The following is a 24,562-nucleotide window of genomic DNA, read 5'->3' as shown; positions in this document are numbered from 1 at the left end:
CTAATAAACACACATAATATAGACACGACTATGGATGCCATTTTAAATACCGCCAAATCTTGGTTAACCGATTTTTTTGACCCAGAAGTAAGAAAAGAAGTCCAAAACTTAATCGATAACGATACCGATGAGCTAAAAGACCGTTTTTACAAACAAATGGAATTTGGTACGGGTGGTATGCGCGGTGTTATGGGCGTAGGTACAAATAGAATAAACAAATATACTTTAGGCAAAAGCACACAAGGCCTTAGTAACTATATTATAAAAACATACGGTAAAAAAGATTTAAAAGTGGTTATCGCTTTTGATTGCCGTCATAATAGTGATACCCTAGCAAGAACTGTGGCGGAAGTCCTTTCTGCAAACGGTATCAAGGTTTACTTGTTTTCAGAATTGCGTACTACTCCAGAGCTTTCATTTGCCGTAAGACATTTAGAGTGTCATGCAGGTATTGTCTTGACTGCCTCTCACAACCCACCAGAATACAACGGTTATAAAGTATACTGGACAGATGGCGGACAAATTGTACCACCACAAGATGGCGAAATCATTTCTAAAATCAACTCGCTTTCTTTTGAAGATATAAATTTTGAGGCAAACGATAGTCTTATTGAGATTATAGATAAAGATGTGGATGAAGCTTTTATTGAAGCTTCTGTAGCTAAAGGGAATTTTAATGCTGCCGGTAAAGACGATTTTAAACTCGTTTTCACTTCGCTTCACGGAACATCAATAACTGCTATTCCAGAGGTATTGAAAAGAGCAGGTTATAAGAATGTAACCATAATTGAAGAGCAAGCTAAACCAAATGGAGATTTCCCAACTGTAAAATCACCAAACCCTGAGGAGCCAGAAGCTCTTTCTATGGCGGTTACTAAGGCCAAAGAAATAGGTGCTGATATGGTTATTGGTACAGACCCTGATAGTGACCGTTTAGGTATTGCAGTTCGTAACCTTGACGGAGAAATGGAAATCGTTAATGGCAACCAAGCCATGATTTTGATGACCAAATTTCTTTTGGACCAACAAAAACAAAAAGGATTTAAAGGCAATGAATTCATTGCAACTACAATCGTTTCTACTCCAATGATGGAAGCCATGGCAAAAGCCTACGGCGTAGAATTTAAGACCGCTCTTACTGGTTTTAAATGGATTGGAAAGATGATAAAAGACTTCCCAGAATCTAATTTTATTGGTGGTGGAGAAGAAAGCTTTGGTTATATGGTAGGCGATTTTGTTCGTGACAAAGATGCCGTTACCTCTACCCTACTGGCTTGTGAAATAGCAGCTCAGGCAAAAGCCAATGGTAGCTCATTTTACAAACAATTAATTGACTGTTATGTTGATTATGGTTTCTATAAAGAAAAACTTATTTCTATTACTAAAAAGGGAATGAGCGGTGCTGAAGAAATCAAACAAATGTTGAAAGACTTTAAAGAGAATCCTGTTTCTTCCGTAGCTGGTTCAAAAGTAAAATGGATTGAAGACTACAATACTTCTATCGCCAAAAATGTACTTACTGGTGAAGAAAAAGCAATAGATATTCCAAAATCTAACGTATTGATATACGAAACTGAAGACGGTACCAGAATAGCTGCAAGGCCAAGTGGAACTGAACCTAAGGTTAAGTTTTATATCAGTACAAACACGAAATTGGACAAAGCGGAAGATTTCAAAAAGGTCTCTAAAGAACTTGATATTAAAATTCAAAACATTCTTAGGGAACTTAATCTCGGTTAATGGAGTATTTTAAAAGATTCTTCGGTTTGCTAAACCGTACAAAATTTACGCTTTTTTAAATATTGTATCTAACATACTCTATGCCTTGTTTTCAACAATGGCAATGATTTCTTTGTTCCCTATGCTAACGGTTCTGTTTAACCAAACAGAACCTGTTTATGAAAAGCCGGCTTGGACCGGAATTTCAAAAGCCAAGGATTACATCATGGAGTACCTGAATTTTTTCGTTACCGAAAGAAGTCAGGATGGCAACCAGGGAGACGTCTTGATGCTTATGGTAGCATTAGTTATCGGTATGTTTTTCATGAAGAATGTATTTGGCTACTTGGCCATGTATTTTATTACTTTTTTACGTAATGGCGTACTTAAAGATTTACGTAATGAGCTATATGATAAGACTATAGAATTACCTATATCCTATTATTCCGAGAAAAGGAAAGGTGATACGATTGCCCGTATTACCTCAGATGTTTTAGAAATTCAACATTCTTTTCTATCAATATTGGAACTGATAGTAAGAGAACCGTTGACTATAATTTTCACGATTATAGCTATGTTATCTATAAGTCCAAAACTTACTCTATTTGTATTTTTATTTCTTCCACTTTCGGGATTTTTAATTTCGTTGATAGGAAAATCTTTAAAACGAAAATCCGAGAAGGTTCAAAAGGAACAAGGACTATTCTTATCCATTTTAGAAGAAACTTTAGGGGGTCTTCGCGTGATAAAAGCGTTCAATGCGGAATCTCGGTTTTCAAGAACATTTCAAGCTTCCACTAAGAGATTTTTCAATTTTTCCAACAGTCTACTTAATAGACAAAACCTTGCTTCACCTACCAGTGAATTCTTTGGAATTGCGGCTATTGGTGTTATTTTATGGTACGGTGGCCAAATGGTTCTTGTAGAAAAATCATTGGCACTAAGGTCTATTCATCACCTACATGACACTTTCTTATCAGATTTTAACACCTGCAAAAGCTATTAGTAAAGCTTCGTACAGCGTTAAAAAAGGAAATGCCGCTGCTGAACGAGTTATGGAGATTCTTGAAACAGAAAATCCTATTGTTGAAAAGCCTAATGCCTTTATCAAAGAAACTTTTGACACCGGAATAGAACTTATTAACATATCCTTTAAATATGAAGATGAATATGTGCTCAAGAACTTCAATCTAAAAGTTCCCAAAGGAGAAACTGTAGCTCTTGTAGGTCAATCAGGTAGTGGTAAGAGTACCATTGCCAACCTAGTTACTCGTTTTTATGATGTAAATGAAGGTGAGATATCCATAGATGGGCAAAATATTAAAGACCTCTCTAAAAAATCATTACGTGGTCTTATGGGACTTGTTACTCAAGACTCCATCTTATTTAATGATACCGTGGCCAGCAACATTTCCTTAGGAAAGGAAAATGCTTCCAAAGAAGAAATTATCGAGGCTGCTAAAATTGCCAATGCCCATGATTTCATAGCTGATCTACCAAATGGTTACGATACCAATATTGGTGATAGCGGAAATAAACTCAGTGGTGGTCAAAAGCAACGTTTATCTATTGCTAGAGCAGTACTAAAGAACCCTCCTATCATGATTTTGGATGAGGCTACTTCTGCCCTAGATACTGAAAGTGAACGCTTAGTACAAGATGCACTAGAAAAAATGATGCGCAACAGAACTTCTATTGTAATAGCACACAGACTTTCTACCATACAAAATGCCAATACCATAGTAGTACTTCAGAAAGGCGAAATAGTAGAACAAGGCTCTCACGATGAACTTATCGCGAAGAACGGTTCCTATAAAAAATTAGTGCAAATGCAATCTTTGAGCTAGGTCATTAAACCTTTTTCTAAATTTATAGTCTTAACTATAGAATTTAAGCACAATTCATTTGATTGCAGAGGAAACCTTAGTAAATCAGTTACAGCAAACAGAAACGCAGGTCAGCGCTTTTGGTGTGCTAGTAGAGACCTATAAAGAACGTCTCTATTGGCATATTCGTAGAATCGTATTGAATCACGATGATGCGGATGATGTGCTGCAGAATACATTCATTAAGGTTTACAAAAACATTTCAAATTTTAAAGGAGATAGTAAACTGTATTCTTGGATGTATAGGATAGCAACTAACGAAGCGCTCTCTTTTCTTAAAGTCAAATCAAGAATGATGGGGGTTAGTGACAGTGAGTTGCAAGATCGTTTAGTTGAAAACCTAGAAGCAGATGTATATTTTGAAGGAGAAGAAATTCAGTTGAAGCTACAAAAAGCGATAGCTACTCTGCCTGAAAAGCAAAAGTTGGTATTCAACATGAAATATTTTCAAGAGCTTAAATACGAAGAAATATCAGAGATTCTTGAAACATCGGTCGGAGGACTAAAAGCCTCTTACCACTTGGCAACCAAGAAGATAGAATCCTATTTAAAAGAACAAAAAGAATATCTTTAGCAGCATAGCATATGAAGCCATTCGATAAAAAAATCCGTTTAAAGCCCCAGAAGGCTATTTTGAAGAGTTTGATAAAAATCTTTTTGAAAAGCTATCTAGAGAAGATTCGGCTATACCTAAGAAGGAAGGCTTTAAGCTTCCTGATGGTTACTTTGATTCGTTGAGTGATAAGCTCCAGCAGAAATTAAAAGAAGACCAACAAAATAAGGTCATTCCATTAAAATCTTATAAAAAATACTATTACGCTGTAGCGGCGATGGCTGCAATATTGGTTGTAGCCTTAACGTTGAACCTTAATAAAACAAACGAAATTAGTTTTGATGATTTAGCACAGTCGGATATTGAAAACTATTTTAACCAAAATGAATTAGACCTTACCAGCTATGAACTAGCAGAGGTAATGCCCATAAGTGAACTTGAAATGACAGACATGTTCGATAGTAGTTTTAGCGAAGAAAACGTGCTAGATTACATTAATGAGAACACAGATTATTTTGACGAATTAAATCTTGAAGACAATGAATAGATTAAAAAAAATACTAGTAACCATGGTGCTTTTACTAGCATCTGCACAGTTTTACGCGCAGAGACCGCATGATTACGCTAAAATAAAGTCCCTTAAAATTGCTTTTTTAACAGAGCGATTAAATTTGAATAGTAAAGAGGCACAAGCCTTTTGGCCTATCTATAATGAATACGAAAATAGCCGTAGTGTACTTAGAGAAAAAGAGCACAACCAAATTCGTAATAAAGTAGAAGAGTCCGAAAAACTTTCAGAAAAAGAGGCGAATGAAATTGTTGAACTATTTCTTGAATTTGAACAAGAAGAGGAAGACATAAGAAAGGACTTTATAAAAAAAGCGGCTGGAGTCATTACAGCTAAGAAAACACTTTTATTATTACGTTCTGAAAATGATTTTAAGAGACAACTCATTAAAAAATATCACCAAAAACATGGTGAAAGTAACAGAAATGAACCTTAAACTAGTTAAAAATAAGTTTAGCCATTCTGTTTTTTCCTGCGGCGTAAGCAACGGAATTATTTAAAAAGCGTAGTGTGTAAAATGATTCATCTGATAATTGTTTCCAGGTTACTCCCCTATCACTTGAGTATGAAATACCTGTAAACCCGATGGCTACAAGACCATTCCCGCCAGAACCATAAGGTACGAATTGAATACAGCTTTTGTATTGTGGATTTTGACCATTTGCCATAAGTTGCCAAGTTTTACCACCATCTGTAGTTATAGCCTTATTTCCTGTATTAGTATCTGGGTCCTGAAAATCCCCTCCAATAACAACTCCCAGATTTTCATTATAAAAATCAATTGAGAAAATACCTTGGGTTTCAACAACACTCTTTACGGGCGTTGTATAAATTTGCCATAAGGTTTTCCCTTTATCACCTGAAAAATAAATTCGGCTCTTGTTAGTGGCTATCCATGTCTTATCTCCCAAAACCTTAATATTAGTATTGCTAGCGGCAAAAGCGCCTTCGCCTTCCAAACCTTCTGGTAATTGCGAACACGGCATCTTTTTCCATGTATTACCACCATCTCTTGTAATTAGAATACTCAAACATCCGTTCATGCTATCTCCAACAGCAATACCTTCTGCATCGTTCCAGAAAGTCATAGCGTCATAGAAAACACTTTCGTCTTCTTCCTTATAGACCAATTGCATACGTCCGTTTTCACCCGTTTTGTATAACAAGGCCGGGTTTGCTACGGATAGCATAAAAAAATCTGTTGATGTATGGGATATGGAACGGAATTCAGGAATAGTCGTATGGTACTTTTCTATACTCTCCCTTACTTTTCCCGTAGCAATATCTACACTTCCAAATACGCCATTACTACCTGCGTAACCCAAGCTATTTCCCATAAATTCAATAGCTCTAATGCTAACTGAATCTTCGTAAACAATCTCTACTTCAACAGATGTAAAGGGTTCATTCTTCGGTTTTTCGGAGCAGGAAATGAAGAGAATAACAAGTAAAAAGGGAAGTAGACTACGCATACGTACAAAGTTTCTCAAAAATACAGGTAATCCAATGGCAAAACAATACCTTTGCAGCCTTAATTTTTTGTAATGAAGCTACATAGAAACCTTATTTTCGCAGTAATCGATGCCTTGAATTTGATTTTTAACGAAGGAGAATATGCCGATAAGGTAGTACAGAAAGTACTAAAATTTGATAAACGCTGGGGTGCTCGTGACCGTGGCTTTATTGCTGAAACCACCTATGAAATTGTTCGATACAAGCGATTGTATACCGAAATTGCTGAAGTAAAAGCACCTTTTAGTAGACCTGACCTTTTTAGAATTTGGGCTGTATGGGCCGTTTTAAAAGGAATTAGCTTACCTGATTGGAAACAATTAGAACCTACTCCAGAACGCCGTATTAAAGGTAAGTTTGATGAACTTTCAAAAATTAGAAAGTTCCGCGAATCTATGCCAGATTGGATAGATGAAATCTGCGAAAAAGCTTTGGGTGAAAAGTTATGGACAGCAGAAAGTGCAGCACTTAACGTACAAGCCGAAGTTATTCTAAGAACCAATACTTTAAAAACAACTAAGGAAAAGCTTCGTAAAGCTTTACTTGATGAAGGTATTGTTGTAGAACCGGTAAAAGGATATGCAAGTGCGCTTAGATTACCAGAACGTGCCAATGTTTTTGTTACAGAATCGTTCAAAAAAGGATATTTTGAAGTTCAAGATGCATCCTCACAATTAGTTGCTGAATATTTAGATGTTAAACCAGGACAACGTGTAGTTGATACTTGCGCTGGCGCAGGTGGAAAATCGCTTCACTTGGCTGCACTTATGGAAAATAAAGGTCAGCTTATCTCCATGGATATCTATGGCAGCAAATTAAAAGAGCTGAAAAGACGTGCTAGAAGAAACGATGCCCATAATATTGAAACTCGCGAAATTGATTCTACCAAAGTTTTCAAAAAACTATATGGTAGTGCAGACCGTGTACTTATAGATGCCCCGTGTACCGGTATTGGTGTATTACGTAGAAACCCGGATAGCAAATGGAAAATGCAGCCTGCGTTTCTTGAAAAAATCATGAAAACGCAACATGAAATTATCCGTAGCTACAGTAAAATTGTAAAACCGGGTGGTAAAATGGTGTATGCAACCTGTTCTATTCTTCCTCAAGAAAACAATGACCAAGTCAAATCTTTCTTATCATCAGAAGAAGGAAAAGACTTTAGTTTAGTTAAGGAGAAAAAGATTTATGCATCCAAAAGCGGGTTTGACGGATTCTATATGGCGTTGTTGGAAAAGAAAAGCTAGTTTTTTAATTTCTTACTGTAATGGTGTAGAAGTTTGTTCAAATGATACAAAGCAATTTTCGCTTCAAGTAGAGGAGAAACTAGGCATACAAAGTAATCAACAACCTGTTAACTTTTAGTTAGAAAATTTTACAATACTACTTTAAAAAGCGCCTTTTAAAGGCTAAATTTGCGTTTTCTCAAACCTATCAATTTACAAGCTAAATGATTCACTTCTTCGGGGATGTAGCCACTAAAGTCTTTGCCGTTCAAACGGTTGAAGAACTTTCACAGGAAAACAATAATAAACTTACATGGTTGTTCGGCAACCTACCAAAAATAAATACGGCGTCTATAGACGCCTTTTTTGTTGGCCCAAGGGCAGCAATGATAACGCCTTGGAGCACGAATGCTACCGAAATTACCCAGAACATGGGTATAGAAGGCATTATTAGAATTGAAGAGTTTACAGCGTCAAGCGAAAACTTCACCGATTTTGATCCAATGCTTTCTGAAAAATTCAACGGACTATCACAGTCTATTTTTCAGATTGATGTTGCTCCTGAAGCGGTTCTAGAAATAGAGAATATAGGCGATTACAATAAACAAGAAGGTTTAGCCTTAAATGATGAAGAGGTTACCTATTTGGAAAACCTGGCCAAGAAATTAGACAGAAAATTAACCGATTCTGAAGTTTTTGGTTTTAGCCAAGTAAACTCGGAACATTGTCGTCATAAAATATTCAACGGTACTTTTGTAATTGATGGCATAGAAAAACCATCTTCACTTTTTAAGCTTATCAAGAAAACATCGCAAGAGTTTCCTAATGATATTGTTTCGGCATATAAAGATAACGTAGCTTTCGTAAAAGGTCCAAAAGTGACCCAATTCGCACCAAAAAGCGCCGATAAACCCGATTTTTACCAAGAAACGGAGTATAATTCGGTTATTTCCATAAAAGCAGAAACACACAACTTCCCTACTACCGTAGAGCCTTTTAACGGTGCTGCTACAGGTTCTGGTGGAGAAATTCGTGACCGTTTGGCAGGTGGAAAAGGTTCATTACCATTGGCAGGAACTGCTGTTTATATGACAGCCTATTCTCGTTTGGAAGAAGACAGAGAATGGGAAAAAGCATTCCCTGCGAGAGAATGGTTGTACCAAACACCAATGGACATTCTTATAAAAGCGTCTAACGGTGCTTCAGATTTTGGAAATAAATTTGGGCAACCCTTAATTACTGGTTCTGTATTGACTTTTGAACATGACGAATCTAAAGACAGCAACGCAAAAAATACAAGAAAACTAGGTTTCGATAAAGTGATTATGCAAGCCGGTGGTATTGGTTACGGGAAAGCAGAACAAGCTTTAAAAGATACGCCTAGAAATGGTGATAAAATTGTCATCTTAGGTGGCGATAACTACCGTATTGGTATGGGCGGTGCAGCCGTTTCCAGTGCTGATACTGGTGCTTTTAGTTCCGCAATAGAATTGAACGCTATACAACGTTCCAACCCAGAAATGCAAAAAAGAGCATCAAACGCTATCAGAGGTATGGTAGAAAATGATGTGAATCCAATTGTTTCAATTCACGATCATGGTGCTGGTGGACACTTAAACTGTCTTTCTGAATTGGTTGAAGATACTGGGGGAAAAATAGATTTAGACAAACTTCCGGTGGGTGACCCTACGCTATCAGCTAAAGAAATAATCGGTAACGAATCCCAAGAACGTATGGGCCTAGTTATTGGTAAAGAAGATATAGATTTATTGCATCGTATTGCTGATCGTGAACGGTCACCAATGTATGAAGTAGGAGATGTAACCGGTGACCATAAATTTACTTTTGAATCAGCTACCACAGGTGAGAAACCTATGGATTTGAATTTAGAAGACATGTTCGGAAGTTCTCCTAAAACTATAATGACCGATAGTACGGTTCAAAGAACGTATACCAATCCTGAGTATTCATTAGAATTTTTCCATGATTATCTAGAACAACTACTACAACTTGAAGCTGTTGCCTGTAAAGACTGGCTAACGAACAAAGTGGACCGTTGCGTTGGTGGACGTGTTGCCAAACAACAATGTGCCGGACCATTACAACTTCCGTTGAACAATTGCGGTGTTATGGCCTTAGATTTTAAAGGAAAAGAAGGTATTGCCACCAGTATTGGCCACTCCCCTATTTCCGGATTAATTGACCCAGCGGCAGGAAGTTTAAATAGTATTGCCGAGTCTTTGACCAATATTATTTGGGCTCCATTAAAAGAGAATTTAAAATCCATTTCGCTTTCTGCCAACTGGATGTGGCCTTGTAAAAACGAAGGTGAAGATGCCCGTTTATACGAAGCTGTTGAAGCGGTATCTGACTTTTCCATTGCTTTAGGTATTAATGTACCTACGGGAAAGGATTCGCTTTCAATGAAACAAAAATATAAAGATGGTGACGTTATCGCACTATAGGTACAGTGGTTATATCAGCTGCTGGAAATTGCGATGATATTACTAAGGTAGTAGAGCCTGTTTTAAAGAAAAATAGTGGTTCTATCTACTACATCAACCTATCTAAAGACTCTTATAAATTAGGAGGTTCTTCTTTTGCTCAAGTTCGTAATGCCATAGGTACTGAGACGCCAACCATTAAGGATGCAGCCTACTTTAAAACGGTTTTCAACGCTATTCAAAACTTGATTAAAGAAGATGAAGTCGTTGCTGGCCATGATGTTGCTTCTGGCGGATTGATTACTACATTATTAGAATTATGTTTTGCAGATACCAACTTATCCGCAGAATTAGACTTATCTAGTTTAGGTGAAGAAGACACCATAAAATTACTTTTCTCAGAAAATTCGGGAATTGTTTTTCAAGCGAAAAATGATTCTATAGAGGAAAAATTAGCTGACCTCAACATAGATGTCAAGAAAATAGGAAACGTAGTTTCTGGTACCGTTCTGAAAATCAAAAATGAAGGAATGGAAATGGGCTTGAACATTGACTCTTTAAGAGACACATGGTTCAAAACTTCCTATTTACTAGACAACAAGCAAACAGCTAAAAACTTAGCTAAAGATCGCTTTGATAATTATAAAAATCAGCCACTTCAGTACAAATTTCCTGAAAATGTTGATTTAGCTACTGTTCCATCAAACTCTGGAAAACGACCAAAAGCAGCTATCCTTCGTGAAAAAGGAAGCAATTCTGAACGAGAAATGGCAAATGCCATGTACTTAGCTGGTTTTGATGTAAAAGACGTTCACATGACCGATTTAATTTCTGGTCGTGAAACCCTTGAAGACATTCAGTTTATTGGTGCCGTAGGTGGATTTTCTAACTCAGATGTTTTAGGAAGTGCCAAAGGTTGGGCAGGAGCTTTTAAATACAATGAAAAGGCGAATACCGCTCTTAAAAACTTCTTTGCAAGACCAGATACTTTATCCATTGGTATTTGTAACGGTTGCCAGTTGTTTATGGAGTTAGACCTCATCAACCCTGAGCACGAAACCCATGGTAGATTAACGTACAACGATTCACATAAACACGAGAGTAACTTTACATCGGTTAAAATTCAAGAAAACAACTCGGTTATGCTTTCAAATTTAGCAGGAACCACTTTAGGTGTTTGGATTTCTCATGGCGAAGGCAAGTTTAGTCTTCCACATAACGAAGACCAATACGGTGTTGTTGCCAAATACGGTTATGAAGGCTACCCAGCCAACCCAAATGGTAGTGACTTTAACACAGCTATGCTTTGTGATACCACAGGTCGCCACTTGGTAACCATGCCACATATTGAACGTTCTATTTTTCCTTGGAACTGGGCATATTACCCAGAAGGAGCTAATGACGTTGTATCTCCTTACTAGAGGCTTTTGTAAATGCTAAAAAATGGATTTTGGAGACTAAATAATCTAAAGAAACATACATATTCAAATTTTAAAACAGCGTGTACTTAAATGTGCACGCTGTTTTTTTTATAATTTAGTTAGATATGAAAATCCGAAAAGCAAAGGAAAGTGATGTTTCCGCAATTGTAGCGTTACTGGCTAATGATAAACTAGGCAAGCTACGAGAGAACTATAAAGAACCGCTACCCCAAAAATATTACGATGCTTTTGAAGCTATAAACGGAGATCAAAACCAAGAGTTGGTAGTTTTAGAAAACGAAACTGAACGGATTATTGGATCTATGCAGTTATCTTTCATTCCTTACTTAACTTACCAAGGCGGTGTTCGTGCTCAAATAGAAGCCGTACGGGTACACGAGGACTATCGCAGTAAGGGAATAGGACAACAATTATTTGAATGGGCCATACAACGTGCGAAACAAAAAGGCGCACACGTTGTACAACTCACCACGGACAAAAAGCGACCCGATGCGCTAAAGTTTTATGAAAAGTTAGGTTTTACAGCTAGTCATGAGGGAATGAAATTGCATCTTTAACTCCACTTCTAAGTTTAAAAACAGTTATTTCACCATTAACTTACTACTCCATACTTTATCATTACTACTTGTGATTTTATAGAAATAAAGCCCAGAATTTAGATTTTTTCGTTGTACTAAAATCATATTTTGACCTTCTTTTGTATCGCCACTCATATCATGAGATGAGATTTTTTTACCAGCCACATATTAAACAATTCAAAAGTATAAGTACCTATGCTTTCTTCGTAAAAATAGAGACTAGATTCAGATTGCATAGGATTGGGGTATACCACTGATTCTGAAGTATCTTCAGAAATAAAAATCTTGTTTTCTTTATTATTATTGAAAGAAACATTGGATAGGCTCATTTGCTTATTTTCAACACTACCATCTTCTGATAATAAATTAAAATTGATGACTTTTAAGCTGGCGAAATCAGTTGTTGCATTCATTAAACTTTTAAAATCTGCGTCTAATAAATTAAAGGTATTAGTCTCGGAAGTTAAATTGACTTTTGCTGTGTATGATTCACCATCGCCCTTTAACAATTTTACTTCTAATACTCCTGTTCCACTAGCTTCAAAAGTCAGTTTTCCGTAATCCGATAAATTTACTGGTGTAAATCGTGGACTCAGTGCGCGATACACTCCAATATAGCTTGATGTTTTTCCGCTCAACTCCACATTTCGTTCAACAGGGTAGCCATCTTCCATATAGGGCATTTGAACGGGCATCACTTCATAATTATCTACCGTGGTACCATCTGATGAGCCATCTAATCCCCAAGGGGCATCAGCTACAAAAAGGTCATCCGGAGTACCAGTGGCAATACTTACTCTAAAACCAAAATCGAAAATATTCCCCGTGCTTAAAGCAACGGAATCTAAATAACCATCAATAGGCGCTGCTAAGGTCATGCTTTCCGTCTCGCTGGTTTCTGTCTTTTTAAGACCACCTTCTAGCTGTATTTTTTCTGTTTTATTATTATTTACCAAATTGAGGATGACTTCTCCTTTGGCATACTTAGCCGATTTTACAAAAACTGGAGGTGGTGTAGAACCTTTAAATTCAGAAATTGGACTATTCACTTCTAAAAGGTTCAGAATCTCATCTGCCAGCAAAAGCAAATCATCTACAGTATTAGACCATATCTGAAAATTATAATAGGCCGCATTATCTTCGTAAGCATCAATATTCCAATGCGATTCTACAACAAACTCATCGTTAGCATCTAAGCGTGCAGAAAAGGTTAATGCAAATTCTGTATTTCCGTCTGGTTGTTTAATAATAGATTTAATAAAATCCTTCTCTCGCAGCTGTATATTAGATACAGATAATAATTGAGCACCAAGAAATCTATCGCATATAAACTTACTATGCTCGTAGACCTTGTTATCTGTCTTAATGACCATTAACGCGCCTATGTTATCATCCTTCCTTAAGTAATCTACCGAGTATATGTCCGAAGCATTGGTAAGATCTAAAAGATCGGCCGGAGAAGATTCTATAGTACTGCTTTCACCAACCACATCTAAAGGAACTAATTGCTTTAAAGGAATAGCATCTGGTGAATATTTTCCCGTCTTGGCATAAGTAGCGCCTTTCATCACCTTTTTGGCTGTTAGTTTATCAAACTTATAATTGGTCTTAGCCCGGTTGTAATTCCGCTCTCCTATCAACGAAGATAACCTGTCATTACTTTCTAGACCACCATCATTAGCTCCTGATGTAAGGTTAATTGTTGGACAAGAAGCCACTCCAGAACATGAAGGGTCATCACAATCTACAAGCCCATCTCCATCATCATCTACTCCATTAATACAATCTTCTTGAGGCACAGGTGCAGTAGGACATCTTGCTCCATCATTACTGGATGCAGCAGGACCAAAAGCAAAAATATTGGATTTCATTACGCCAAGACTTATATCCTGTACGCTATCTATTTTATAGACCGCACCGGTTTGATTGGCCGAAATATAAAAATTACCATCTACATCAAAATAAACAGCACCAAATGTGTAGTTCAACCCTTCTAAAATAGGTACTTCACCCAACGATTCCACTACTCCTGTTTCAGCAGAAATTCTATAAAGAACGTTGGTTCCTCGTTCTACGGTATACAGCTTATTATCCTTCGCATTAAAAGCCCAGTCAGCTATTGACAGGCTTTGGCTCAAGGAGAACTGTCCTAAATATTCAAGGTATGTTTCAGATTCGGGATTTAAATCAATTTTATAATAAGAAGCACCACCGGCTTTAAAGTAATAGATACCATCTGTTGAAATATCGCCAACATATTTATTACCGGTAGGTAGTTCCGGAATAGTATGCTGCTCTACTGTAAAATCCTTTCCTATACGAACAATAGATTGAGACGGAGTTGATAAATAACCCCAAATATAACCGTCTGTTGTATTATAAGCTACGGCATTTACATTCCCAGGAGTAATATTTTCCGATACTAAATATGAACTGCCCGAAGCTAGGTCTAGTGCATAAATATCATTATATTGAAATAAATACGCATTAAAATCACAAGCAAACGGAGTTGATTGAGATTGACCCATTATACCCGATAATAATATCAGATAGGTCATTTTTTGTAAAAAGAATTTCATGATAAGTAGTTTTAGGGCATACTTTATGGGTAAAATTTAGGATATGTAAGAATTATTTTTAGTGTATAAGTTTTTTCTTACCTTAATGCTATGTAAAAATATATAACTATTTCATTTTCTTTTTATTGCTGTCTTACAAAATTATCAGTCAAGATGTGCGTTACTAGTAGGTGAAATAGTGATTTCTCATAAAATTGATGCTAATTTTGTGAAACTCATTTTAAACTTCCGTGTTCTTTCGTAATTTGCAAGGACCATTTAGATACAAAATATGCAAGATATTACCCGACTTTTTGACTTCCCCTACTATCAGTTGGAGAAATATAATTTAGAAAAATCACTTATCTCAAAAAAGGGCGGTAAGTGGGTTTCTTTATCCACTCAAGAATACATAGACCAAGCAAATACAATTAGTCGTGCGTTACTCCGAATGGGGGTAAAACCTAACGACAAAATTGCGGTGATTTCTTTAACAAACCGTACGGAATGGAATATCATGGATGTTGGTATTCTACAACTAGGTGCTCAAAACGTTCCTGTTTACCCTACCGTTTCAGAAGAGGATTATGCATATGTGCTGAACCATTCAGAAGCCAAATACTGTTTTGTTTCTTGCGGAGAAGTATACAAAAAGGTAAAAGCTGTTAGAGATCAAATCCCGAGCCTGGAACATGTCTATTCTTTTGATGAGATTAGCGATTGCGATAGCTGGAACAAAGTTCTTGAGCTTGGTGCTGATACTTCAAACCAAGAAGAAGTAGAGAAATTAAAAGATTCAGTTAAAGCGGGTGACCTCGCTACCTTAATTTATACTTCCGGAACAACAGGAAGACCCAAAGGTGTTATGTTATCTCATGATAACTTAGTAAGTAATGCCATTGAAAGTTCTGGTCGTTTCCCCATAGAAGATGGCAAGGCCAAAGCATTAAGTTTTTTACCGCTATGTCATGTATACGAGCGTATGTTAATTTATCTCTACCAGTACAGAGGTGTTTCTATCTACTATGCTGAATCCCTTGATGTAATTTCTGAAAATCTAAAAGAAATACAACCACATGTAATGACTGCCGTACCAAGGCTTTTAGAAAAAAGTATATGACAAGATATATGCTAAGGGAACTGAACTAACGGGTATTAAAAAGAAGTTGTTTTTCTGGGCGGTAGACTTAGGTCTTAGATATGAGCCTTATGGTAAAAATGGTTGGTGGTATGAACAACAACTAGCTATAGCCAGAAAACTTATTTTTAGTAAATGGAAAGAAGGTCTTGGTGGAAACCTAGGTATCATTGCTTCGGGAAGTGCAGCACTGCAACACCGTCTAGCACGTATTTTTAACGCTGCCGAATTTGGACTGATGGAAGGTTATGGCCTTTCGGAAACATCGCCTGTTATTTCTGTAAATGATATGCGTAATGGAGGTTTCCGTATAGGAACCGTTGGTAAGCCAATAAACAGAACCGAAGTAAAGATTGCTGCCGATGGAGAGATTTGCATAAAAGGTCCTCAAGTAATGCTAGGCTATTATAAAGATCCACAGAAAACCGCAGAGGTTATCATAGATGGTTATTTCCATACAGGAGATATTGGTGAGTTAGATAGTGACGGCTTTTTGAAGATTACAGACCGTAAGAAAGAAATGTTCAAAACCTCTGGAGGTAAGTATGTTGCTCCTCAATTATTGGAAAATCGTTTTAAGCAATCTCGTTTTATAGAACAAATTATGGTTGTAGGTGAAGGTGAAAAAATGCCAGCAGCCCTTATTCAACCAGACTTTGACTTTTTACACGAATGGGCTAAATTGCATAATATTACTATACCTGAAAATTCAGACATCATTAAAAACGAACAAGTTTTGGCTCGTTACCAACAAGAAGTTGATGAGGCAAATGAAAAATTCGCCAAATGGGAGAAAGTAAAACAATTTCGTTTAACACCAGATGTATGGAATATAAACGAAGGTCACCTTACTCCTACCTTAAAACTTCGCCGTAAGATTATCAAAGCTAAATATATGGATCTCTATGAAGACATTTATGGGCGTTCTTAATACCAAAAATTCAACATCTAGATTTTAACAAAAATTTGTTCCTTTCCTAAAGAAAGCCCTCACCCCTTACGAATAAAGTAATATTTGCATATTAGCGTTGCTCTTCTGGTTTAAAAATTCAAAAATATATTATGCATGCATAATATATTTTTTGTATATTTGGTAACCGTCAACCCACCTTATGTATGAAAGATATTACAATAGACTACGCATTGCGGGCCACATGGCAAGCAGTAGCGCGGATGTACAACGAAGAGGCTAAAAAGTTTGATTCAACCATGGCCATAGGTTTTACACTGTTGAGTGTTGACCCTAAAACCGGCACACCTTCTACCGCTTTAGGGCCTAAGATGGGTATGGAAGCAACAAGCTTATCGCGTATTCTTAAGAGGATGGAAGAGCAAGGACTTATTGAGCGTAAACCAAACCCCAAAGATGGGCGCGGCGTACTAATCTACCTGACGGAATTTGGATTAGAGAAAAGAAACGATTCAAAAAATGTGGTCTTACGGTTTGACGAATCGGTTAAAAGTAATATCTCCGAGGATAAAATCAATAGCTTTTTTGAGGTTATGGAAACCATAAATGAGCTTATTACAGAAAAGAATATTTACAATAATGACAATCTGATGAACGATTAAGATAGTCTTAATTCTAAAACAGATTAATTAATAACCCAATAACTACATCGTGAACAAGCATATTAAAAAAGTAGCAGTCATTGGATCCGGAATTATGGGTAGCGGCATTGCTTGCCATTTCGCAAATATCGGAGTAGAAGTATTGTTGCTCGATATCGTTCCAAGAGAATTGAGCGATAAAGAAAAAGCAAAAGGATTAACATTAGAAGACAAGGTGGTACGTAATAGGTTGGTAAACGACTCATTAACGGCAGCTTTAAAATCTAAACCTTCACCTATCTACCATCAAAAATTTGCATCGCGTATCTCTACGGGTAACCTAGAGGACGATATTGCAAAAATTAGTAAGGTAGATTGGATTATTGAGGTTGTGGTAGAACGTCTTGATATCAAGAAAATGGTTTTCGAAACTATCGAAAAACACAGAAAACCATAAGACACTTTGATTACTTCTAATACCTCTGGTATTCCTATTAAGTTTATGTCAGAAGGCCGAAGTGATGATTTTCAAAAGCATTTCTGCGGAACGCATTTCTTTAATCCGGCACGCTACTTAAAATTGTTCGAGATAATTCCTGGTCCTGAAACTTCACAAGAAGTTCTTGATTTCCTTAACGGATACGGAGAGCAGTTTTTAGGAAAGACTTCAGTAGTTGCTAAAGACACCCCTGCATTTATTGGAAACCGTATTGGTATTTTCAGTATTCAGAGTCTATTTCATACGGTGAAGGACATGGGTATGACCATTGAAGAGGTAGATAAACTTACCGGTCCTGTTATTGGTAGACCTAAGTCGGCCACCTTTAGAACTGTTGATGTAGTTGGTCTAGATACTTTGGTACACGTTGCCAACGGTATTTATGAAAACTGTAAAGATGATGAACGATTAGAGCTTTTTAAATTACCTAGTTTCATCAATACCATGATGGAGAATAAATGGTTGGGAAGTAAAACTGGTCAAGGGTTTTATAAAAAATCGAAAGATAAAGACGGAAAGACAGAAATCTTAACTTTGGATTTGGACACTATGGACTATCGTTCCAAGAAAAGTGCCAAGTTTTCCACATTAGAGCTTACCAAAACCATTGATAAAGTGGTAGACCGTTTTGCTGTGTTAGTTGGTGGAAAAGATAAAGCGGGAGAGTTTTATAGAAAGAGTTTCGGTCAGTTATTCGCCTATGTATCACATAGAATTCCTGAAATAACAGATGAACTTTACAAAATTGACGATGCCATGAAAGCCGGTTTTGGCTGGGAACATGGACCTTTCCAAATTTGGGATGCCGTTGGTTTAGAAAAAGGACTTGAATTTATTAAAGCTGAAGGCTTAGAAGCCGCTGCTTGGGTACAAGAAATGAAAGCTTCTGGAAACGAAACGTTTTATTCCGTTAAAGACGGGTCTACGTATTTCTATGACATTCCTAAAAAGTCGGTAGAAAAAATACCTTATCAAGACGCTTTTATCATTTTAGATAATATTAGAAAGACCAAAGAGGTTTATAAGAATAGTGGTGTAGTAGTTGAGGATTTGGGTGATGGCATTTTAAATGTTGAATTCCAATCAAAAATGAACACCATTGGTGGTGATGTACTTGCCGGTTTAAATAAAGCCATTGACCTTGCCGAGAAAGATTTTCAAGGTTTGGTTGTTGGTAACCAAGCGGCAAATTTCTCCGTAGGTGCCAATATTGGTATGATTTTTATGATGGCGGTTGAGCAAGAATATGACGAGCTTAACATGGCTATTAAAATGTTCCAAGATACGATGATGCGTATGCGTTATTCGGCTATTCCAACAATTTCTGCCCCGCACGGGATGGCTCTTGGTGGCGGTTGTGAACTCTCACTTCATGCGGATAAGGTCGTAGCTGCAGCTGAAACCTATATCGGTCTTGTAGAATTTGGTGTTGGTGTTATTCCCATGGTGGTGGCTCAAAAGAGTTTGCCGTTAGAGCACAGGATACTTTCAAGAAGAACGATGTTGAATTAAACGTCTTACAAGAGTATTTCTTGACCATAGGTATGGCTAAAGTTTCAACTTCAGCGTACGAAGCTTATGATTTAGGTATTCTTCAGCATGGTAAAGACATCGTAGTAGTAAACAAAGACCGTCAGATTGCCACTGCAAAAGCACACGCAAAACTAATGGCTGAATCTGGGTATACGCAACCGGTTAAACGAACAGATATTAAAGTACTTGGTAAACAAGCTTTAGGTATGTTCTTAGTGGGTACGGATTCTATGGAAGCTAGCCACTACATAAGTGAGCACGATAAGAAAATTGCAAACAAATTGGCCTATGTAATGGCTGGTGGCGATTTATCGGAGCCTACTTTGGTAAACGAACAATACCTATTGGATTTGGAGCGTGAGGCTTTCTTATCGCTTTGTACAGAACGTAAAACGCTCGAGCGTATCCAACACATGTTAAAGACAGGTAAACCTTTAAGAAATTAAACACATGAAAACTGCATATATAGTTAAAGCATACAGAACGGCTGTCGGAAAAGCTCCGAAAGGTGTTTTCAGGTTTAAGCGGACAGATGAGCTCGCCGCGGAGACCATTGAATACATGATGAAAGAATTGCCGGATTTTGATAAAAAACGGATTGATGATGTCATCGTTGGTAATGCAATGCCAGAAGGATCGCAGGGTCTGAACATGGCTAGGCTAATTTCTTTAATGGGATTAGACATTGTTGACGTTCCCGGTGTTACGGTAAACCGTTTTTGTTCTTCAGGTATAGAAACTATTGGTATTGCTACGGCAAAAATTCAGTCGGGAATGGCCGATTGTATTATAGCTGGTGGTGCTGAAAGTATGAGCTCTGTTCCTATGACGGGATATAAAACTGAATTGAATTACGATTTAGTAAGTGAAGGTCATGAAGATTACTACTGGGGTATGGGAAACACCGCCGAAGCAGTAGCAAACGAGTACAAAGTATCTCGTGAAGATCAAGATGAGTTTGCTTACAATTCTCACATGAAAGCTCTAAAGGCTCAGGCAGAAGACCGTTTTCAAGATCAGATTGTTCCTATTGAAGTAGAGCAAACTTACATTGATGAAAATGGAAAGAAAGCCACTAGAAAGTACACAGTAAATAAAGATGAAGGACCAAGAAAGGGAACTTCAATAGAGGTTTTAAACAAATTGCGTCCAGTTTTTGCTGCTGGCGGAAGTGTTACTGCGGGTAACTCATCACAAATGAGTGATGGTGCAGCGTTCGTTATGGTTATGAGCGAAGACATGGTAAAAGAATTAAATCTTGAACCTATTGCTCGAATGGTGAACTATGCTGCTGCCGGTGTGCCTCCTAGAATTATGGGTATCGGTCCAATTGCAGCCATTCCAAAGGCTTTGAAGCAAGCAGGTTTAAAACAAAATGATATTGAATTAATTGAGTTGAACGAGGCATTTGCTTCGCAATCACTTGCCGTAATACGTGAACTTGGTCTTAACAAGGATATCGTAAACGTAAACGGAGGTGCTATTGCACTAGGTCACCCATTGGGCTGTACCGGTGGTAAATTATCCGTGCAACTTTTTGATGAAATGAGAAAACGAAATATGCAAGGCAAGTACGGTATGGTAACCATGTGTGTGGGTACAGGACAGGGTGCTGCCGGTATATATGAATTTTTGAACTAATACAAGACAACTAACATTAAGTATAAAACTATGAGCAAAGAAATTCTACGTGGCGGTCAGTTTTTGGTTAAAGAGACCAGCTGCGAAGACATCTTCACTTTAGAAGATTTAAGTGAAGAGCAAAAAATGATGCGTGACAGTACCAAAGAATTCGTGGATCGCGAACTTTGGGCACATTGGGAACGCTTTGAGAAGAAAGATTACGCTTATACAGAAGAATGTATGCGTAAAGCAGGGGAGCTTGGACTTTTAAGTGTTGCTGTTCCTGAATCTTATGGCGGAATGGGCATGGGCTTCGTGTCTACCATGTTAGTTTGTGATTATATTTCAGGTGCTACAGGTTCATTTAGTACCGCTTTTGGTGCACATACAGGTATTGGTACTATGCCAATTACTTTGTACGGAACCGAAGAACAAAAACAAAAATATGTTCCAAAATTAGCTTCTGGCGAGTGGTTTGGTGCCTATTGTTTAACGGAGCCTTATGCAGGTTCTGATGCCAATTCTGGTAAAACAAAAGCGGTACTTTCCGAAGACGGAAAACATTATAGCATCTCTGGACAAAAAATGTGGATTTCAAATGCTGGATTTTGCAGTATGTTCATTGTTTTTGCAAGAATTGGGGATGATAAGAATATCACAGGGTTTATTGTTGAAAACGAACCTGATAACGGTATTACATTAGGAGACGAAGAGAAGAAATTAGGTATTCACTCCTCCTCTACTCGTCAAGTATTTTTTAGCGACACGAAAGTACCAGTTGAAAACATGCTTTCTGAACGTGGCAATGGATTTAAAATAGCCATGAATGCTTTAAATATTGGCCGTATTAAATTGGCTGCAGCTTGTTTAGATGCTCAAAGAAGAGTTATTAAAGAAGCGGTTGTATATGCAAATGAGCGTATTCAGTTTAAGACACCAATTATGAATTTTGGTGCTATTAAAGCGAAAATTGCAAATATGGCTACCAACGCATATGCTGGTGAATCTGCTAGTTATCGTGCTGCTAAAAATATTGAAGACCGTATTGCTATCCGTGAAGCGGAAGGTAATACTCATCAAGAAGCTGAATTAAAAGGTGTTGAAGAATACGCTATAGAGTGTTCTATCTTAAAAGTTGCTGTTTCTGAGGATGTTCAAAACACAACAGATGAAGGTGTTCAGATATTTGGTGGAATGGGCTTTAGTGCCGATGCTCCCATGGAGAAAGCATGGAGAGATGCGCGTATTGCTCGTATTTATGAAGGTACTAACGAAATTAACAGAATGCTCGCAGTGGGTATGCTTGTTAAGAAAGCAATGAAAGGCCATGTTGATTTATTAGGTCCTGCATCTGCTGTTGGTGAAGAATTAATGGGAATTCCTTCTTTTGACACTCCTGACTTCTCTGAGCTTTTTGCTGAAGAGAAAGATTTAATCAAGAGATTGAAAAAAGTTTTCTTAATGGTTGCCGGTAGTGCCGTACAAAAATATGGTCCAGATTTAGAAAATCATCAGCAATTGATGCTTTCTGCAGCAGATATCCTTATTGAAGTATATATGGCGGAAAGTACCATATTGAGAACTGAGAAAAACGCCAAACGTTCTGGTGAGGATTCTCAAAAAACTCAAATAGCAATGTCTAGATTATATCTATACAGTGCTACTGAGACTATTATACAAAAAGGTAAGGAAGCTATTATCTCTTTTGCTGAAGGCGATGAACAACGCATGATGCTAATGGGCTTAAAACGTTTCACTAAATACACAAATAATCCTAACGTAGTTGCACTACGTACGGAAATCGCGGACAGAGTTGCCGCCGATAACGCATATACTTTTGATTAGTATATAACCCAAGTGTTTGTTGTTATAACTAAAAAGCACCCCATTGGGGTGCTTTTTTTATGTTCCATAGTAAGCTAGATTTTAGCTTCGCATAGATTCTTTAATATCTTCTGTACTTTCTTTTTTAGCGAAGTTTACAGCACATTCAATTAGAGCCAAATGTGAGTATGCCTGCGGGAAATTCCCCAATAACCTTTTTGTTTTAAAATCCAGATCTTCACTAAAAAGACCTAAATGGTTACTATAGCTTAATAATTTCTCAAATTGCTCCAGCGCTTTATCGTGCTCTCCAATTTTAAACAAACTATTTACATACCAAAAAGTACAGACTGTAAAAGACGATGAAGGCAGTCCAAAATCATCTTCATTCTTATAACGATATAGAAGACCGTCATTACTTAAATCTTTACCAATTGCTCTTACCGTCTTTTTATAGCGCTCATCGGAAGCATTTACACAACCATAAGATTCCATAAGTAAAACAGAAGCATCTAAGTCTTTAGACCCATAAGATTGCGTATAAGCCCCTACTTCTTCGTTCCATAAGATTTTCGTAAATATCGTTCCAGATTTCTTCACGAAGTGGCTTCCACTTTTCTATTTTATGCTTTTTACCCAGCATTTCGGCTACTTTTATCGCTCTATCTATAGCGGTCCAACATAGCACCTTAGAAAAGGTAAAGTGTCTGTCTTCGGTACGGAATTCCCAGATTCCCTTATCGGCTTCATGCCAATGGTTTCCAACAATCCATACAATACCTTTGGTAATAGACCATAAATCCTCTCCGTTTTCAATGTCCACACTAAATTTTACCATCTGTTCGTAAATGACATCCATTAAAATACCATAGATATCGTTTTGTTTTTGATGATAAGCGGCATTACCAACACGTACAGGTTTTGAACCTTTGTAGCCACTTAAGTGCTCTAGCGTTTCTTCGGTTAATTTTTTCTCTTTGTTAATCCCATACATGATTTGCAGTTTCTCTGCCTTGTCAGGAATCAAATCAATAATGAATTTCAAGTAACGTCTGGCAACATTCTTATGACCAAGTTCTGAAACTACTTTTATAACCATAGAAGCATCGCGAATCCAGCAAAAGCGATAATCCCAGTTTCTTACCTCACCAATAGTTTCTGGCAAAGAAGTAGTAGCTGCAGCCAACACAGCTCCGGTTTTATCGTAACTCAAAAGTTTCAAGGTCAATGCGCTTCTTGAAATCTCTTCATTGAACTTCTTGTACGTTGGTGTTTTTGTAGACCAGTTTAACCAATACACCTTGGTGCTTTGTAATTCTAGATAGGCCTTAGCTGTAGTAGTGGGAAAAATTTTTTCATTATAACCCATCAAGAAAAAGCCGTCTTCGGTAAGGGTCAGTTCTTTCCCTTCTAGAACAGCTTCTTTATCAAAAGAGGTATAGAGAAAAACAGTATCAAATTTAACGTCATGGGTTAGACTGGCTATAAAATCACTTTTAATATAGCTTTTTGTTTCACCGGCCGCATATTCCAACTTAGGGTCATACACGACTTTAAATTTAGGAGTACCTGCAACTAGCTTAATATATCTCACAAATTCCGGAGGAGCTACATACGTTCCATCCTCTTTATGGTACCGTGGCATAAAATCATGAATTTCAAAACAATCATCACCATCAGTGAATTTCGTTATTAAAATACATGTACGTGGCTCGTATTTCTGGTCAATAGTATATGAATCGTCTACCAACACTTCAAAACTACCTCCTATTTCCTCATCTAAGAGCTTTGCAAATACCGATGGCGAATCAAATTCTGGTAAACAGCACCAATCTACGCTCCCAGTTTTCGATATTAACGCTGCACTTCGGCAATTCCCTATTATTCCGTAGTCTAAATTATCCATTC

12 protein-coding genes and 5 pseudogenes are annotated in these 24,562 nt (G+C 37.3%); 13 read left to right on the top strand and 4 right to left on the bottom strand.

Annotated features, from left to right (window positions below):
* The first annotated feature begins 30 nt into the window (after positions 1 to 30).
* From Q5W13_RS16775 to Q5W13_RS16755, 5 genes and pseudogenes are all read left to right on the top strand, one after another.
* Positions 31 to 1,740 (top strand): phospho-sugar mutase, encoded by a 1,710-nt coding sequence (locus tag Q5W13_RS16775; protein WP_304443794.1) that lies wholly within the window; start codon positions 31 to 33, stop codon positions 1,738 to 1,740.
* Positions 1,740 to 3,566: pseudogene (locus tag Q5W13_RS16770) on the top strand (ABC transporter ATP-binding protein). The gene Q5W13_RS16775 and the pseudogene Q5W13_RS16770 overlap by 1 nt, the downstream one beginning before the upstream one ends.
* A gap of 58 nt (positions 3,567 to 3,624) precedes the next feature.
* Complete coding sequence (locus Q5W13_RS16765) at positions 3,625 to 4,179, top strand: RNA polymerase sigma factor (protein ID WP_304443793.1); 555 nt, start codon at positions 3,625 to 3,627, stop codon at positions 4,177 to 4,179.
* A gap of 160 nt (positions 4,180 to 4,339) precedes the next feature.
* Complete coding sequence (locus tag Q5W13_RS16760; RefSeq protein WP_304443792.1) at positions 4,340 to 4,705, top strand: hypothetical protein; 366 nt, start codon at positions 4,340 to 4,342, stop codon at positions 4,703 to 4,705.
* Positions 4,698 to 5,162, top strand: coding sequence for a hypothetical protein (locus Q5W13_RS16755; protein WP_304443791.1), 465 nt, complete (start codon positions 4,698 to 4,700; stop codon positions 5,160 to 5,162). The genes Q5W13_RS16760 and Q5W13_RS16755 overlap by 8 nt, the downstream gene beginning before the upstream one ends.
* A 1-nt stretch (position 5,163) precedes the next feature.
* Here the strand turns inward: Q5W13_RS16755 and Q5W13_RS16750 are convergent, their stop codons facing one another.
* Positions 5,164 to 6,198, bottom strand: coding sequence for a WD40/YVTN/BNR-like repeat-containing protein (locus Q5W13_RS16750; protein ID WP_304443790.1), 1,035 nt, complete (start codon positions 6,196 to 6,198; stop codon positions 5,164 to 5,166).
* Between the two features lie 72 nt (positions 6,199 to 6,270).
* On the opposite strand from Q5W13_RS16750, the gene Q5W13_RS16745 reads away from it, so the two are divergent.
* From Q5W13_RS16745 to Q5W13_RS16735, 3 genes and pseudogenes are all read left to right on the top strand, one after another.
* Positions 6,271 to 7,485, top strand: a complete 1,215-nt coding sequence (locus Q5W13_RS16745) for an RsmB/NOP family class I SAM-dependent RNA methyltransferase (protein ID WP_304443789.1) — start codon at positions 6,271 to 6,273, stop codon at positions 7,483 to 7,485.
* 203 nt (positions 7,486 to 7,688) lie between these two features.
* Positions 7,689 to 11,373 (top strand): annotated as a pseudogene (gene purL / locus Q5W13_RS16740) (phosphoribosylformylglycinamidine synthase).
* Positions 11,374 to 11,454: 81 nt separating this feature from the next.
* Positions 11,455 to 11,907 carry a GNAT family N-acetyltransferase gene (locus tag Q5W13_RS16735; protein WP_304443788.1) on the top strand — a complete coding sequence of 151 codons (453 nt, stop codon included), beginning with the start codon at positions 11,455 to 11,457 and terminating at the stop codon, positions 11,905 to 11,907.
* Positions 11,908 to 11,931: 24 nt separating this feature from the next.
* Here Q5W13_RS16735 and Q5W13_RS16730 read toward each other — a convergent pair whose 3' ends face one another.
* Positions 11,932 to 12,033 carry a T9SS type A sorting domain-containing protein gene (locus Q5W13_RS16730; protein WP_304446533.1) on the bottom strand — a complete coding sequence of 34 codons (102 nt, stop codon included), beginning with the start codon at positions 12,031 to 12,033 and terminating at the stop codon, positions 11,932 to 11,934.
* 26 nt (positions 12,034 to 12,059) lie between these two features.
* A complete protein-coding gene (locus tag Q5W13_RS16725) occupies positions 12,060 to 14,507 on the bottom strand; it encodes a DUF6923 family protein (RefSeq protein ID WP_304443787.1) in 2,448 nt (815 codons plus the stop codon).
* 271 nt (positions 14,508 to 14,778) lie between these two features.
* Here Q5W13_RS16725 and Q5W13_RS16720 point away from each other — a divergent pair.
* The 5 genes and pseudogenes from Q5W13_RS16720 to Q5W13_RS16700 all read left to right on the top strand — a co-directional run bounded on the left by Q5W13_RS16720 (position 14,779) and on the right by Q5W13_RS16700 (position 22,675).
* Positions 14,779 to 16,555, top strand: a pseudogene (locus Q5W13_RS16720) (AMP-dependent synthetase/ligase).
* A 185-nt stretch (positions 16,556 to 16,740) separates the two neighbouring features.
* A complete protein-coding gene (locus Q5W13_RS16715) occupies positions 16,741 to 17,196 on the top strand; it encodes a MarR family winged helix-turn-helix transcriptional regulator (protein ID WP_155595786.1) in 456 nt (151 codons plus the stop codon).
* 94 nt (positions 17,197 to 17,290) lie between these two features.
* Positions 17,291 to 19,653, top strand: a pseudogene (locus tag Q5W13_RS16710) (3-hydroxyacyl-CoA dehydrogenase/enoyl-CoA hydratase family protein).
* A 4-nt stretch (positions 19,654 to 19,657) separates the two neighbouring features.
* Positions 19,658 to 20,848, top strand: a complete 1,191-nt coding sequence (locus Q5W13_RS16705; protein WP_194549780.1) for an acetyl-CoA C-acyltransferase — start codon at positions 19,658 to 19,660, stop codon at positions 20,846 to 20,848.
* A gap of 30 nt (positions 20,849 to 20,878) precedes the next feature.
* Positions 20,879 to 22,675, top strand: a complete 1,797-nt coding sequence (locus Q5W13_RS16700; protein WP_304443786.1) for an acyl-CoA dehydrogenase FadE — start codon at positions 20,879 to 20,881, stop codon at positions 22,673 to 22,675.
* Between the two features lie 81 nt (positions 22,676 to 22,756).
* Here Q5W13_RS16700 and Q5W13_RS16695 read toward each other — a convergent pair.
* A pseudogene (locus Q5W13_RS16695) lies at positions 22,757 to 24,560 on the bottom strand (glycoside hydrolase family 15 protein).
* Positions 24,561 to 24,562: the final 2 nt, after the last annotated feature.

It is taken from the genome of Zobellia laminariae, assembly GCF_030553095.1.
GTDB classification, from domain to species: domain Bacteria; phylum Bacteroidota; class Bacteroidia; order Flavobacteriales; family Flavobacteriaceae; genus Zobellia; species Zobellia laminariae.
This window is presented reverse-complemented; position numbering and strand designations above follow the sequence as displayed.